This window comes from Shewanella sp. Actino-trap-3, assembly GCF_002836275.1.
Lineage (GTDB): Bacteria > Pseudomonadota > Gammaproteobacteria > Enterobacterales > Shewanellaceae > Shewanella > Shewanella psychromarinicola.
Genome location: NZ_PJCE01000001.1, coordinates 3,878,944 through 3,894,003, shown reverse-complemented (window position 1 = coordinate 3,894,003; position 15,060 = coordinate 3,878,944). Strand labels below are relative to the sequence as shown.

12 protein-coding genes and 1 pseudogene are annotated in these 15,060 nt (G+C 43.2%); 4 read left to right on the top strand and 9 right to left on the bottom strand.

Annotated elements, in window-relative coordinates:
* The first annotated feature begins 401 nt into the window (after positions 1–401).
* The gene (locus tag CXF80_RS16810; RefSeq protein WP_101034078.1) at positions 402–878 is read left to right on the top strand and encodes a chemotaxis protein CheX; all 477 of its coding nucleotides are present in this window, start codon (positions 402–404) and stop codon (positions 876–878) included.
* 160 nt (positions 879–1,038) lie between these two features.
* Here CXF80_RS16810 and alr read toward each other — a convergent pair whose 3' ends face one another.
* Together alr and dnaB are read right to left on the bottom strand one after the other, a co-directional pair.
* Positions 1,039–2,130, bottom strand: coding sequence for an alanine racemase (gene alr, locus CXF80_RS16805; protein WP_101034077.1), 1,092 nt, complete (start codon positions 2,128–2,130; stop codon positions 1,039–1,041).
* A gap of 146 nt (positions 2,131–2,276) precedes the next feature.
* The gene (dnaB, locus tag CXF80_RS16800; RefSeq protein WP_101034076.1) at positions 2,277–3,683 is read right to left on the bottom strand and encodes a replicative DNA helicase; all 1,407 of its coding nucleotides are present in this window, start codon (positions 3,681–3,683) and stop codon (positions 2,277–2,279) included.
* A 130-nt stretch (positions 3,684–3,813) separates the two neighbouring features.
* Between dnaB and CXF80_RS16795 the strand changes: the two are divergent.
* A pseudogene (locus tag CXF80_RS16795) lies at positions 3,814–6,003 on the top strand (S46 family peptidase); the annotation flags it as partial.
* Between the two features lie 948 nt (positions 6,004–6,951).
* Here the strand turns inward: CXF80_RS16795 and rplI are convergent.
* Genes rplI through rpsF form a run of 4 tightly spaced genes read right to left on the bottom strand, consistent with a single transcriptional unit; the run spans position 6,952 to position 8,388 of the window.
* Complete coding sequence (rplI, locus tag CXF80_RS16790) at positions 6,952–7,404, bottom strand: 50S ribosomal protein L9 (protein WP_101034074.1); 453 nt, start codon at positions 7,402–7,404, stop codon at positions 6,952–6,954.
* 42 nt (positions 7,405–7,446) lie between these two features.
* A complete protein-coding gene (gene rpsR / locus CXF80_RS16785; protein ID WP_101034073.1) occupies positions 7,447–7,674 on the bottom strand; it encodes a 30S ribosomal protein S18 in 228 nt (75 codons plus the stop codon).
* Between the two features lie 12 nt (positions 7,675–7,686).
* Positions 7,687–7,989, bottom strand: a complete 303-nt coding sequence (gene priB, locus CXF80_RS16780; RefSeq protein WP_101034072.1) for a primosomal replication protein N — start codon at positions 7,987–7,989, stop codon at positions 7,687–7,689.
* A gap of 6 nt (positions 7,990–7,995) precedes the next feature.
* The gene (gene rpsF / locus CXF80_RS16775; protein ID WP_101034071.1) at positions 7,996–8,388 is read right to left on the bottom strand and encodes a 30S ribosomal protein S6; all 393 of its coding nucleotides are present in this window, start codon (positions 8,386–8,388) and stop codon (positions 7,996–7,998) included.
* A 215-nt stretch (positions 8,389–8,603) separates the two neighbouring features.
* Between rpsF and CXF80_RS16770 the strand changes: the two genes are divergently transcribed.
* Both CXF80_RS16770 and CXF80_RS16765 read left to right on the top strand, forming a co-directional pair.
* On the top strand, positions 8,604–9,356 hold the full coding sequence (locus tag CXF80_RS16770; protein ID WP_101034070.1) for a DUF481 domain-containing protein: 753 nt from the start codon (positions 8,604–8,606) through the stop codon (positions 9,354–9,356).
* A gap of 111 nt (positions 9,357–9,467) precedes the next feature.
* A complete protein-coding gene (locus tag CXF80_RS16765) occupies positions 9,468–10,892 on the top strand; it encodes an MFS transporter (RefSeq protein ID WP_101034069.1) in 1,425 nt (474 codons plus the stop codon).
* A gap of 110 nt (positions 10,893–11,002) precedes the next feature.
* On the opposite strand, the gene rlmB is transcribed toward CXF80_RS16765, so the two are convergent.
* Genes rlmB through CXF80_RS16750 form a run of 3 tightly spaced genes read right to left on the bottom strand, consistent with a single transcriptional unit; the run spans position 11,003 to position 14,967 of the window.
* A complete protein-coding gene (gene rlmB / locus CXF80_RS16760; RefSeq protein ID WP_101034068.1) occupies positions 11,003–11,743 on the bottom strand; it encodes a 23S rRNA (guanosine(2251)-2'-O)-methyltransferase RlmB in 741 nt (246 codons plus the stop codon).
* A 7-nt stretch (positions 11,744–11,750) separates the two neighbouring features.
* Complete coding sequence (gene rnr, locus CXF80_RS16755) at positions 11,751–14,312, bottom strand: ribonuclease R (RefSeq protein ID WP_101034067.1); 2,562 nt, start codon at positions 14,310–14,312, stop codon at positions 11,751–11,753.
* 37 nt (positions 14,313–14,349) lie between these two features.
* Positions 14,350–14,967 carry a tetratricopeptide repeat protein gene (locus CXF80_RS16750; RefSeq protein WP_164839439.1) on the bottom strand — a complete coding sequence of 206 codons (618 nt, stop codon included), beginning with the start codon at positions 14,965–14,967 and terminating at the stop codon, positions 14,350–14,352.
* Positions 14,968–15,060 lie beyond the last annotated feature (93 nt).

Below are 15,060 nucleotides of genomic sequence, written 5' to 3'. Positions count from 1 at the left end.
TAGTTAACGTTATTGACTGATACTTATCGTCTATGTTATTAATTAATACTGATGGTTAATGCTGTTAGTTAATACCGACCGTTAATCTTGATCATTATGTTATCTACCCTAGCCTTTTGTTTAAATATTCAACACCACTCGGCTTTATCAGGGCAATGAATTTATGATGCTAAATAGCTGAATAGATATACAAAAGTAATTTCTGCGGCACATGTCTCTTTCCATTTCATTTTTGTGTTTTAAGCTGGAAGCAGTATTCCACTTTACTGATATATTAAGGATTTATCATCATCAGCACCTTTGATGGTTTATGATGATTGGGACGTGTACCGTGAGCCCTCTTTATTCCCTTAACTATCTCCTTATCACCACTCTTTATATGTAGAAGGATCTCTTAGCCTATGAATGTTGAATTCATCAACCCATTTCTTGTGTCTTTAATCAATGTTATCTCTACCATGGCAACAATGGATTTAAAACCTGGTAAACCTCAATTAAAAAATCATGATATTGCTAAAGGTGATGTATCTGGCTTGATTGGTATGGTGGGCCCTAAAACTCGCGGTTCGCTTTCAATTACTTTCGAAAAAACATTAATCCTTGAAATTATGAATAAAATGTTAGCTGAAAACCCTGGGGTCATTAATGATGAAGTGACTGATTTAGTCGGTGAGCTCACTAACATGGTCACCGGTGGCGCTAAAAACTTACTCAGCGAAAAAGGCTATGAGTTTGATATGGCAACACCCGCCGTAGTCTCTGGTAAAAACCATACGATTTCCCACAAAGCACGTGGTAAAAAAATATTAATGCCGTTTACCCACGAATACGGTAATGCCTTTATCGAAATTTGTTTTGAGGATGTGCAATCGGTGTAATCAATGTTGCAGATAGATTGAAATGACCCGGCCAGATTACCGACTCTGATACCATCAAGAATACTCTCGAAAATACTCTCAATAATGCTGTCAAACAGCCATAAACTAAAATGCCCAAGCCGCGACTGCGTATTGGGCATAACACCAGACCATGGTATGACTAATCAAGCAGCTCAACCAAGACTCGTGGGGTTAATTTAGTGACTAACTCGTAAGCAATAGTGCCAATATATTCGGCAACCTCTTCTACCGCCAACGCCTTACCCCACAGTTGTACATTATCACCCACGTTATCTTGCGCATCAGCACCTAAGTCAACGGTTAACATATCCATCGACACTCGGCCCACTATTGGCACTCGGCGTCCGTTAATCCATACTGGCGTGCCTTCTGGCGCATTGCGTGGATAACCATCACCATAACCTATTGCTACCACACCTAGACGGGTATCTTTTTTTGCTGTCCAAAATGCACCGTAACCAACACTGTCACCCGCTTTGTGCTCGCGCACGGCGATGAGATTAGACACCAGCTCCATGGCAGGCACAAGTTTATGGTTACTCCCTTTATCACCAGCCAGCGGAGATACACCATAAAGCGCAATACCGGGTCTTATCCAATCGGCTTGGCTCGACGGCCAAAATAAAGTACCAGCTGAGTTCGCTAAAGTGCAATCGCCTTCAAGCGACTTTATCTTGCGTTCAAAAGCATCTATTTGCGACTGGGTTAATTGATTATCAGGCTCATCAGCACAAGCAAAATGAGTCATAAAATGAATCGGTTTCGCCACTTGAGGGCACGCTTGTAAACGTTGATAAACATCATCAAACTGCGCCAAGCTAAAGCCAAGGCGATGCATACCCGTATCGATTTTTATCCATACAGTAACAGGTTGCTCTAAACTGACAGTTTCCAGCATTTGCAATTGCGATTCATGATGCACCACAGTGTCGATATTATGAGTCACCAATATTGGTAAGTCTGACTGACGAAAAAAACCTTCTAATAATAGAAGCTTACCTTTTACGCCGCCGTCTCTGAGCTGCAGCGCTTCTTCAAGCCTTGCTAAACCAAACCCATCTGCGCCGCCATTATACTTGCCGACACTTTCAGCCACATTTAATAAGCCATGACCATAGCCATTGGCTTTAACCACAGCCATCACTTTGCTATTTGGCGCAATAAGACGCAGTTGCGCTAGGTTACTTTGTAAAGCACAACGACTAATTTCTGCACGGGGAAAAGGTTTCAATAGATAGCCCTAATTAAACAATAAATAACACGCCACGTTTTACTGCCTGTTAGATGATTTGATGCTTCACATGCAACCACACTAACAGCGATATGTTGCTATCATAAACAACGGAAAACTATAACTAAATATAACATAATCAATGATTAATCTTGGTCGAACTGTGGACCAGAATAATTATCAAAACGAGAAAAATGACCTTGGAATACTAGACGAATACGCCCAATGGGTCCGTTACGCTGTTTACCAATAATGATCTCAGCAGTGCCTTTATCTTCAGAGTTATCGTTATACACTTCGTCGCGATAAATGAACATAATCAAATCGGCATCCTGCTCAATCGCACCCGATTCACGCAAGTCAGAGTTAATCGGACGTTTGTCAGCACGCTGCTCTAGTGAGCGGTTGAGCTGCGACAACGCGATGACCGGAATTTCCAGTTCCTTAGCTAACGCTTTTAACGAGCGAGAAATTTCCGAAATTTCCAAAGTACGATTATCTTTTAACGACGGTACCTGCATTAATTGTAGGTAATCGATCATTATCATAGACAAACCACCATGCTCTCGAGCAATACGCCTGGCACGACTGCGAACATCTGTTGGGGTGAGTCCTGAGCCGTCATCGATAAACATTTTACCTTGTTCAAGCATAATGCCCATGGTCGATGACACGCGCGCCCAATCTTCATCGTCTAGTTGACCGGTACGAATTTTGGTTTGATCAACCCGGCCCAGCGACGCCAACATACGCATCATGATCTGCTCAGATGGCATCTCCAGACTAAAAATGAGCACCGGCTTATCTTCATTCATAGCCGCTTGTTCACACAAGTTCATCGCAAAGGTCGTTTTACCCATGGAAGGACGCGCGGCAACAATAATTAAATCGCCAGCCTGAAAACCTGCAGTCATTTTATCTAAATCATTAAAACCGCTTGAAACACCAGTAACCCCATTATGAGGATTATTGTAAAGCTGCTCAATCCTGTCGACGGTTTTTTCAAGAATGCTTTTAATGTTTTCAGGGCCTTCATTGGCATTAGTACGCATTTCAGCAATTTTAAACACTTTGCTTTCAGCCAAATCTAATAATGCACTTGAATCACGGCCTTCTGGGTTATAACCCGCATCAGCAATTTCGTGAGCAACAGCGATCATGTCACGAACAACAGCACGTTCACGAACAATATCAGCGTAAGATAAAATGTTACCTGCACTGGGGGTGTTTTTGGCAATTTCACCAAGATAAGCAAAGCCGCCGGCATCGTCTAATTGGTCTTCAATTTCTAACTGCTCGGATACGGTAATCAAATCCAGAGGTTGGCTAGACTCCATTAAACGTTGCATAGCCATGAAAATCATTCGATGAGAACGAGAATAAAAATCTTCGGCCACAACCGCTTCAGAAACACGATCCCACGCTTCAGCGTCTAGCATCAATCCACCTAAAACGGATTGTTCGGCTTCAATAGAGTGAGGAGGCAATTTTAATGCATTAACTTCTACATCTCTCTGCCTGTTTCTTGCTTTAAAAGCACCTTGCTGTGACATTAACACTCCCAATTTACAACGACTTTACAAAATATGGTATAACACCGTGATCAAGCTTAATTTGCCATCATTACGAATTAAAATAACGGCCCCGTCAAACGGAAATAAAATAATAATTTAAGGAAAATACATGCGTATCGCACTTGTTGCAGCACTTTTGCTGACATCTGGCTTTGCCTGTGCCGACGAAGGCCAATGGCAACCGTATCAAATGCCATCCATAGCCGACAAACTCCAACAACGCGGTATTGCTATTCCCGCATCACAACTGGCCGATTTGGGACAATACCCAATGAATGCTGTCGTCAGCCTAGGGTATTGTACCGCCAGTTTTGTATCCCCCCAAGGCCTAGTTGTCACAAACCATCATTGTGCTTATCGCGGCATACAATATAACAGTAAAAAAGAGCATAATTACCTCGAAGATGGCTTTTTAGCAAACACTCAAGCAGAGGAACCTTCAGCAGGGCCAAACGAACGCTTATACATTACCGAGAAAGTCACCAACGTGACCAGCCAAGTGATGGCTAACTTAAGTACTGAACCTTTGGCACGCTTTAAAGGCATTCAAACCAACAGCAAAGCATTAATCAAAAGCTGCGAAGCAGATGACAACTATCGCTGTTCGGTTAACAGTTTTCACCATGGTTTAGAATATTATCTGACTAAACAGTTAATCATTCGTGATGTACGCTTAGTGTATGCCCCCCCTGAAAGTGTTGGCGGATTTGGTGGTGATATCGATAACTACGAATATCCCCGTCATTCAGGTGATTTTACATTTTTACGCGCTTATGTCGGTAAAAACGGTAAACCGGCCTCTTATTCAGAAGATAACATTCCTTATGGCCCTAAAAGCTACCTTAAAATTAATGCTGACGGTGTAAAAGCTGGCGACGGTATCTTTGTTGCCGGTTATCCAGGCGCGACCAGTCGTTACAACTTAACCAGCGAGCTGCAATTTGCCAATGATTGGATATATCCAACGTATGCTAAACGTTACCAATTACAAATTGACACCATTACCTTGATGGGTGATATCGATAAAGATATTGCGCTTAAATATGCTGGCACTATGGCCTCAATGGCTAATCGAATGAAAAAACTTAATGGCTTGTTAGATGGCTTTAACGCTACCGATATTGTCGGCATTAAGCAGCAACGCGAGAATGACTTTTTAGCTTGGCTTAAAAAAGACCCTAATGCTAACCAAAATCTAATCAGCGATCTTGAAGCGCTACTTGCCGAAAAACATCAGCAAATGCAAACCAATTATTTCTTTAAAAATGCCCAATCAAGCGAAATGCTTCAGGTAGCGAGTAAACTTTACCGTTTGGCTAAAGAAAGAAAGAAACCCAATGACCAACGTGAATCAGGGTTTCAGCTTCGTGATATGAAAATGTTTAAAGCAGCACTCAAACGCATCGATAGCAGCTTTGATCCAGTGGTCGATAAAATTTTATGGTTACAAGACTTACAAGCTTATGTCCGCCAACCGTTAAAAAACGAAGTGTTTGATAATGCCTTAAGCATCTCAGACAGTTTTGAACAGCTAGAGTCAAAAGTTGAAAGTTTATATGCACTAACTGAGCTAACTAATCAAACTAAACGCCTTGCATGGATGGCTAAATCGGCTGCAGATTTTGAAATTAGCGCAGACCCGTTTATTCGTTTAGCTGTCGCCATTCATGAAACCAACATGACATTAGAGATAAGTGAAAAGTTGCTTGAAGGTAAACTGTCGTTCGTTCATCCTGAATACATGAAGGCGATTATTGACTATTACAAGTCAAATAACTGGCCAGTATATCCCGATGCTAATCGCACCTTACGCATTACTTATGGCATGGTTGATGGTTACCAATCCAAAGATGCGTTATACAAGCAACCATTTACTCGCTTAGCAGGCATCCTTGCTAAAAACACCGGAGAAGAACCTTACTATGTCCCAGCCAAGCTATTAGCAGCCATTAAAGCTGATGACTTGGGCAAGCATCGCGTCACATCGGTATATCGACAGCAAAGTAGTTGTCAGTTTATGTCTTGTTTAGACAAGCCAGCTGATTTTAACTCAGTACCCGTTAACTTTTTATCAAGCGCTGACACTACAGGCGGTAATTCCGGATCTCCGGTATTTAATGGTAAAGGCGAATTAGTCGGTCTTAACTTTGACTCAACTTATGAAGCCATTACTAAAGATTGGTTCTTTAATCCGACGATAACCCGTGCAGTACATGTCGATATTCGCTATATATTGTGGATGATGGACAAGGTCGATCATGCTGATAATTTGATTAAAGAGTTAGCATTAGTGACCAATGCTGAAGGAGAAGCAAAGGTAGCAAAGGAAGCAACTGCCATAGCGACAACTGAAATATTGCCAGAAAATGCATCTGAAACGCCTACTAAAGCGACGACAGAAACAACAACGATAGCAGCACCCGAAGTGGCAACGGAGGCACCAGCCAAAGTGGTAGCTGAAGTTGCGCCCGATGTGGCAACTGAAGTAGCAACTGAAGTGGCAACTGAAGCTCCTACCAAAGCGACGGCTGAAGCAGTAACGGTAGTAGCACCCAAACTGGCAACTGAGACACCAGCCAAAGTGGTAACTGAAGTCGCGCCCGATGTTGCAATTGAAGTAGCAACTGAAGTTCCTACCAAAGCGACGGCTGAAGCAGTAACGGTAGTAGCACCCGAAGTGGCAACCGAGACACAAGCAGATGCGGTGATTGAAGTAGCAACGAAAACACCTGCCAAAGCAGCGGTTGAAGTCGCGACTGAAGCCGTGCCCGAAGTGGCAACCGAGACACAAGCAGATGCGGTGATTGAAGTAGCAACGAAAACACCTGCCAAAGCAGCGGTTGAAGTCGCGACTGAAGCCGTGCCCGAAGTTACAACTAAAACACCTGTCAAGGCGGCGGTTGAAGTCGCGACTGAAGCTGTGCCCGAAGTTGTAACTAAAACACCTGCCAAGGCGGCGGTTGAAGTCGCACCTGAAGCAGCGCCCGAAGTTACAACGAGAGCACCTACCAAAGCAGTGGTTGTAGTAGCCCCTGAAGCAACAGCTGGAAAAGAACCAAACTAACCCTGGTAAACAATATACCAGTGACCATCAAATAGATGTTCACTGGAATATTCTCTGGCATTGAAAGATCCCAAACAGCTGGCCGTGCGGCCTAAACAGTTATGGTTAGCAAGGCTAGGGATTAAATCACAGACATAAAAAAACACCGCCCTAGGGCGGTGTTTTTTATGGAGCTAAAGGTAATTAAGCTTCTGCAACTACAGAAATTTTAACTACGGCTTTAACTTCAGCGTGTACTTGAACTTCAATTTCGAAGAAACCAGTAGTGCGTAAAGCACCTAAAGGTAAACGAACTTCAGATTTAGCAAGAATTACGCCAGCTGCAGTAACTGCATCAGCGATATCACGGTTGCCAATTGAGCCGAACAATTTACCTTCATCACCCGCTTTAGAAGTAATAACTACACCTTCTAAAACAGTTAATTTATCAGCACGAGCTGTCGCTGTTGCTAATTCAGTAGCTAATTTAGCTTCTAATTCAGCACGACGAGCTTCAAATACTTCAATGTTTGCTGCATTTGCTACAACTGCTTTACCGTAAGGTAAAAGGTAGTTACGAGCATAACCAGCTTTAACAGAAACTTGGTTGCCTAAGCTACCTAAGTTTGCAACTTTATCTAGCAGAATAACGTTCATTATCAAGTCCTCTATATTCGATTAGGAATTAATACTGCAATATTACTGATGTAAATCAGTATATGGCAGTAGAGAAAGATAACGAGCACGCTTGATAGCGCGAGCTAGTTGACGTTGATATCTAGCACTAGTACCAGTGATACGGCTAGGAACAATCTTACCGCTTTCAGTGATATAGTTCTTTAAAGTAACGATATCTTTGTAATCAATCTGTACAACACCTTCAGCGGTGAAGCGGCAGAACTTGCGACGACGGAAATAACGTGCCATTTTGACAGTCTCCTAAGTTTTCAATTCGACATTTTCAGCATGCAAGACTAAACGGTTTTGGCCATTTCGCCCTTGTTGTAGTGAAAGAAACCCTTCAACATCAACTTGCACACCTGCTTGTAATTTATTTGCAACGCTATTAAAGCGCGGGCCACTTAATACCACTTGGATCAAACAGTAGACGTTTCTCAACATTTCTACTTCTTGTCGCTGTGATTTATGCTCTACCGTTATGACCACATGGGCAATACCGCTAGGGCTATCAAATCGCCTTGAACGAGTTATCGTTCCTGACAACGTTAAGTGGTTATTCACAAAAAATTATTCAGCCTTTTCTTCAGCGCTTTCTTCTACCTTACGGTCATCAGCAGGTGAACGACGTGTCTCACGTTCGTCTTTTGCTTTTGCCATAGGAGAATCTTCAGTAACGGCAACTTTAGTGCGCATTACCATGTTACGCAGAACAGCGTCGTTGAAACGGAAAGCTGTTTCTAGTGCTTCAATAGACTCTGCAGATGCTTCTACGTTCATAAGAACATAGTGAGCTTTATGTAGGTCTTGAATTGGGTAAGCCAATTGACGGCGACCCCAATCTTCTAAACGGTGGACTGTACCATTAGCAGCGGTGATAATACCGGTGCAACGCTCAATCATACCTGGGACTTGTTCACTTTGATCTGGGTGAACCATAAATACGATTTCATAATGACGCATCTATTGCTCCTTACGGTTAGGTAGCCTCGTTTTGGCTCAGTCAGACCAAGTTAGAGGCAAGGAACGAATTAAAGTGACTGATTTGAGCGCGCGATGATACATAAAGTGCGCCGTAAACTCAAGCACTAACTCACTCTTTTCAGCAATCTTGATTAAAGGTATGATGTCGGCAGTCCAAAATATCGCGTTTACGCCGTTAAGAATAAAACACTCTAATGATGTCTATCAAAAAAATAGTAACCACATGCTGCTTCTTTCTATTGTCTGCACCAGCATGGGCATTGGTTCCACCAGATTACCAAGAGCCACCCAGTAATTTTAATGCTGAGATTGAAGCAGGACTTCAGTTAAATAGTGGCAATAATGAAACTAAAAACTTCAACGGCCGCACTTATTTAACTTATGACTCGCCGAGTACCAAACAGGAAGCGACGATAAAAGCATATTATGCTGCTGATGGAACCGAGTCGACCGCAGAGCGATATCAGCTGTTTTTACAGTCAAACTATAAGTTGGAACGAGGTTATGTGTTTGGTCGTGGTGAATTTACCTGGGACCAATTTGGCTCATACACACAAATTTCAACTATTTCAGCAGGTTATGGTTTTGACTTAATTAAAAACTATAAAACCAAATTAAGCCTTGAAGTCGGTCCGGGTTATCGTTATGACTTAGCCAAAGAAAGTACCTTAGTGCCTGACCCAGAAGCAAACCGCGATATTATTCTGCGTTCTGCGGCTAAGTACACGGTTAAATTACAAGAGTACACTAGCTTTAATGCCGATGTGACCGCTGAAACAGGTCAAGACAACAATACATTAACTCTTGATATGAGTTATAAAAATACTTTTATTCAGGATTGGGCATTTAAAATAGGCATGAACATCAAGTACACCGAGGTGGTTCCTGATGAAAGTAGAAATACCGATACCATTACCACATTCAACTTGTTATACACGTTTCAATAGTTATTGATCTTCATTGAAGCGAAGCAATACACTCAATAAATAAGGCCTCATGGCCTTTTTGAACCACTAAATAAGGCCATGAAGCCTTTTTGAACCAATAAAGGCCCAGTTATGGACAGCCCGCTTCGCAGTTTTGCATCATTATATAGCACCACCTTTTTAATGGTGCTGGCGGCAGGTTTACTAACCACTTACTTAGGCTTAAGCCTGACTAACATGCAAGTTCCACAGATATGGATTGGTGGCATGATGTCAGCCTACTATATTGGGCTTGTCTGCGGCTCTAAAGTGGGTCATAAACTCATTGCTCAAGTTGGCCATATTCGTGCTTTTGTTGCTTGTGCGGGGATCGTTACCGCCTCTGCACTGGGTCATGCCTTAATAGACAACTTAACTGTCTGGTTAGTGCTACGTTTTGCTGTCGGTATGGGAATGATGTGCCAATACATGGTGTTAGAAAGCTGGTTGAACGAACAAGCTGAAACCAATCAACGCGGCACTGTTTTTGCGAGTTACATGATTGTATCTTATTTAGCATTAATGGCTGGCCAGGGAGCCATTAGCTTATATCCTGATCTAGGGTTAGAACCGCTACTATTAATAGCCATATGCTTCGCATTATGTATTGTGCCAATTTCAATCACCCGCAGAATTCATCCTGAACCGTTAACGCCAGCACCGTTACAAATGGGTCGTTATTGGAAACTCGCTCCTCAAGCCCTAACAACGATAGCATTAGGTAGCATGATAGTGGGGTGTTTTTATGGTTTGGCGCCATCTTACGCCACTGCCAAAGGCATTGATCCTGAACACGTTGCGATCTACATGTCTTGTACCATTTTTGCAGGATTGTTAGCTCAATGGCCCATGGGTAAATTATCCGACAAGATCTCTCGTAGCTTATTAATTCGAATTAACTGCACTTTATTGGGTGTTATCGTATTAATTATTACTGTCGTCCCATTCCACTCAGTATATTCATTAATATTAACCAGCCTATTTGGTATTTTAGCTTTTACCTTGTATCCATTAGCAACCGCATTAGCTAACTCGCGCGTAGAGCAACACGAGCGAGTAGGACTGTCAGCCACAATATTAGTCACGTTCGGTATAGGCGCAAGTATTGGCCCCTTAGTTGCTTCTGGCTTAATGCAAGCGTTAGGCGACCAAATGCTCTATGGATTTATGGCCATCTGTTCGTTTACTTTACTCGTAAGACTACTATGGATTAATGTCCGTCAAAAAGCTGAGCACACGACTACCGAAGATTATATAATGGCAGCGGGTGACATGGTAGGCTCGCCGCTAGCAGCCTCGTTAGATCCACGCGTGGATATTGAAATGGTTAACGAGCAAATGATCAATCCTGCTGAGGGTGCATTTGATATCATGCCAGAATCAACCGATGATGAGTTTGATGATACCGATGAGCCAGCAGAATATAATACCGCTTATGCTAGCATTGTGAGCGCTGATAATTTGATCGCGGAAGAATTGGATGACGAGGATGTCGACAACGAAATCGATAGACGCTAATTTTCTTTACTTTGATATGTGATAAATAATGTATTGAACAATAAAAAAACGGCGATAAATATCGCCGTTTTTTGATCGCGCTTTATAGCAAACAAGCTAATGGTTGGTCATTAACCTAAACGCTGCCTGACCGCTTCAAATAAACAAACCCCTGAAGCAACAGACACGTTGAGACTCGACACGCTTCCAGCCATCGGAATTGAAACCAATGAATCACAGCCTTCGCGAGATAACCGGCGCAAACCTTTATCTTCAGCACCCATAGCAACCGCTAGCGGCCCTTTAAGGTCAGCTTGGTATACATTACTCTCAGCTTCACCTGCCGCGCCGACTATCCAAACACCTTTATCTTGCAAGTGACGCATGGTACGAGCAAGGTTAGTCACTTGAAATAACGGTATGATTTCGGCCGCGCCACAAGCGACTTTACTTACTGTTGAGGTTAATCCGACTGAGTTATCTTTCGGCACGATAACCCCATGCACACCCGCAGCATCGGCATTACGTAGACACGCACCAAGGTTATGGGGATCAGTAACACCGTCTAAAATTAATAAAAAAGGCACTTCTGTTTTATCAAGCAATGCATCTAAATCACTTTCAGTTAGAGGCTTAAGCGCTTTTACTCGCGCAACAATACCTTGGTGATGTGAACTACCGGCTTTGTCATCTAATACTTTACGTGCAGCACGCTGAAGTGTGGTACCAAACGTAGACGCTATATTAATCAACGGTGTTAAGCGTTCGTCATCACGGCCTTGTAATAGCCAAAGCTCAATGACGCGTTCAGGGCTATTATTTAACAATGCTTCAACGGCATGAATGCCAAAAATGGTATCTTGTTTTTTCATTTAATTACTATCTCTTGCTGCGCTTGGCAGGGGTTTTCTTAACACTAGAATTGGGTTTTGTGGCATCAGCTTTTTGTTCCACAGCGGAAGAGTTGTCAGCAACCGCAGGTTTGGCTGCTGGCGATGAAGCTTTTCCACTTGAACGACGCTTGCTGGGCTTAGGCTTATCAGATTTAGGTTTATCTGACTTAGGCTTATCCGACTTAGGCTTATCCGACTTAGGTTTATCGGATTTAGGCTTATCCGATTTAGGTTTATCAGATTTACCTGTCGATTTACCCCGTGTCGATTTACCCCGTGCCGATTTAGCCCCTTCTGCATTCACTCGTTCACGAGCGGTTGAAGGTTTGCTGCCTTTGCGTGCAGGTTTACCCGCGCCTTTAGTGTTGTCACCCACCATCAACAAGTCAATTTGACGATCATCAAGGTTTACCGCAGCGACGGTGACCGTCACTTCATCACCCAATTGGTATACCTGGCGGGTATTTTCACCAACTAATCGTTGGCGCATAGGATCAAATTGATAGTAATCACTGCCAAGACTGGAAATATGCACCAGCCCATCAATAAACAAGGTGTTAAGTCTAACAAACAAACCAAAGCTAGTGACTGAGGCAATAACCGCGTCGAAGGTATCACCGACATGATCTTGCATATATTCACATTTAAGCCAATCATTGACATCGCGAGTGGCTTCATCAGCTCGACGTTCAGTCGTGGAACATTCTACACCTAATAAATCTAACTCTTCGAGTTGATAGAAATAGCCACCATCTTGGGTCCACTTATCGTTTACCTCGCCCAGCTCTTTTGCGAGCAAATATTTGATCACTCGATGTAAAATCAAGTCAGGATAACGGCGGATCGGTGAGGTAAAATGCGAATAAGCCTCTAATGCCAATCCGAAGTGACCGTTATTATCAGGGCTATAGATTGCTTGACGCATTGAACGTAATAACATCACCTGAATAAGCTCGAAATCGGGTCGATCGGCTATTTTCAACATCAGATTTTGATAGTCATTGGTTGTCGGTTCCAGCCCGCCATCCATGCTTAAGCCGCGTTCAGCAAGAAACTCTTTGAAATTGGCGAGCTTTTGCTCTGATGGGGCTTCATGAACACGGTATAACACTTCACCTTTGTGTTTTTTGACAAACTTAGCCGAGGCCACGTTGGCTAAAATCATACATTCTTCAATGATCTTATGTGCTTGGTTACGAACGCTAGGAACTATTTTTTCAATTTTACGTTGTTCATTGAAAATAAACTGTGTTTCTAGGGTTTCAAATGCAATGGCCCCACGCTCCGCACGGCGTTTATCTAACGTGAGATATAACGTCTGTAAACACTTCAAATGTGGGAATAGTGCTTGGTGCTCAGAGGCGATTGGCCCACCTTCAAGCATCGCGGCAACTTGGGTGTAAGTAAAACGAGCATGAGAGTGCATTACCGCAGGGAAAAACTTGGTTCCCGATAAATTACCGGCAGCAGAAATGGTCATCTCGGCCACCATGCACAAACGATCGACTTTTGGCATTAATGAACATAAGCCATTTGATATTTTCTCAGGCAACATTGGGATAACTTGCGACGGAAAATATACTGAGTTACCTCGTGCACGAGCCTCTGTATCTAATGCTGAATCAGTACGTACATAGTGACTCACATCAGCAATCGCGACCCACAAACGCCAGCCGCCACTCGGTTTAGCTTCAGCATAAACCGCATCGTCAAAATCACGGGCATCTTCGCCATCAATGGTGACTAGGGGTAAATGACGTAAGTCGACACGGCCTAATTTATCTTCTTCGGTGACTTCGTCGGGAATACGTTTGAGTTTTTTCTCAATAACATCTGACCAAGTATTCGGTAAATCATAATTACGTAACGCAATTTCAATTTCCATACCCGGTGCCATTGTCTCACCCAAGACTTCAGTCACTTTCGCTGCTGCTTTAACAAAACGACCTGGACGACGAGTTAATTCAACCACAACCACATCACCGGCGCGGGCACCAAGCGTATCTTCGCTGGCGATTAATATTTCTTGGGTAATACGTCGGTCATCTGCAATCACAAAGCCCATACCGCCGTCGACGTGATAACGTCCAACTAACGCTGCGGTTCGCTCATGTACTAGTCGGACGATACGTGCTTCACGGCGACCACGACGATCGGTACCCGCTTTTTGTGCGAGCACTTTATCACCATGGAAATACATCAGCATATCGCGATTATTAATAAATAAGTCATCACCGCCTTCATCTGGCTTAAAAAAGCCAAATCCATCGCGATGGCCTAAAACCGTACCAGACAATAAATCCATCCGTTCAGGTAAGCCATAGCTTTGCCCGCGGGTAAAGACTAATTGCCCATCACGTTCCATTGCGCGTAAACGGCGACGAAGCGCTTCTAATGGCACTTCTTCAGTAATGGTTAATGCTTCGGCAATTTTATCGCGGGTAACAGGAGACTTTTGTGCACGCAAGTATTCTAAAATATACTCACGGCTAGGAATAGGATTGTCGTACTTGTCTTGTTCTCTCTCAAAATGAGGATCGTTGATCATTCAATTTCCAAATAATTCGCTCCATATCGTGGAGCCTTTAACGTGTGTACAGCTGTGGCTGCTGTGCTCTGGCCACAATACTGGCAGGCATTTTTGCAGCTAGCATCTGCAATAAGGACGAGGCCTTTTTCTGTTGGGCGTCGTCGTCAAATATACTGTTATATAACCAATGATAGCCTAGTTCATAATCGGCAGGACTTCCGTAGCCTTGTCCAAATAAACGAACCAATATCATTTTTGCGGTTAAATCCCCATTCGCTGCGGCAGGCAACACATATTGCACGGCACGATTAGGATCTTTAACCACTAGTTTACCGCGATAATAATAATCTGCCAATTTTACCATCGCTTCGGGGCTACCTTGCTCTGCAGCGGTTTGCAGTAGTGCCATACCGCGAGAGGGATGTGCCTTTACGCACACACCGTTATTGAGCATTTCACCCCATAAAAACTGGTACATGGGTTGCTGCAACACTTCTGCACGGGCTTCAATGTCTTGCACTAACTGACAGTCGTCAGCTTTGACGCGTTGCAAATATTGATTTGAACGAATGAGCGAAATCAATTGTTGATCGCTATAGATATCGACGGCTTCGGTGACCGCAAACACATTGATGGACACAACACTCAACAACAATAAAGAGATACGCAACATAAGGATTCTCGATGACACTATCATGACTAACCCATCGGCAGTATAGCGTATTTCTTGAGTAGAAACTGCTACGACAGTTAATCGCACTCATTA

Excerpts from the sequence above, each read along its gene's own strand:
- CXF80_RS16810 (WP_101034078.1), top strand. The coding sequence starts at position 402 with ATGAATGTTGAATTCATCAACCCATTTCTTGTGTCTTTAATCAATGTT.
- dnaB (WP_101034076.1), bottom strand. The coding sequence starts at position 3,683 with ATGTCACAGCAAGGTGCTTTTAAAGCAAGAAACAGGCAGAGAGATGTA.
- rplI (WP_101034074.1), bottom strand. The coding sequence starts at position 7,404 with ATGAACGTTATTCTGCTAGATAAAGTTGCAAACTTAGGTAGCTTAGGC.
- rpsR (WP_101034073.1), bottom strand. The coding sequence starts at position 7,674 with ATGGCACGTTATTTCCGTCGTCGCAAGTTCTGCCGCTTCACCGCTGAA.
- rpsF (WP_101034071.1), bottom strand. The coding sequence starts at position 8,388 with ATGCGTCATTATGAAATCGTATTTATGGTTCACCCAGATCAAAGTGAA.
- CXF80_RS16770 (WP_101034070.1), top strand. The coding sequence starts at position 8,604 with ATGATGTCTATCAAAAAAATAGTAACCACATGCTGCTTCTTTCTATTG.
- CXF80_RS16765 (WP_101034069.1), top strand. The coding sequence starts at position 9,468 with ATGGACAGCCCGCTTCGCAGTTTTGCATCATTATATAGCACCACCTTT.
- rlmB (WP_101034068.1), bottom strand. The coding sequence starts at position 11,743 with ATGAAAAAACAAGATACCATTTTTGGCATTCATGCCGTTGAAGCATTG.
- rnr (WP_101034067.1), bottom strand. The coding sequence starts at position 14,312 with ATGATCAACGATCCTCATTTTGAGAGAGAACAAGACAAGTACGACAAT.
- CXF80_RS16750 (WP_164839439.1), bottom strand. The coding sequence starts at position 14,967 with ATGTTGCGTATCTCTTTATTGTTGTTGAGTGTTGTGTCCATCAATGTG.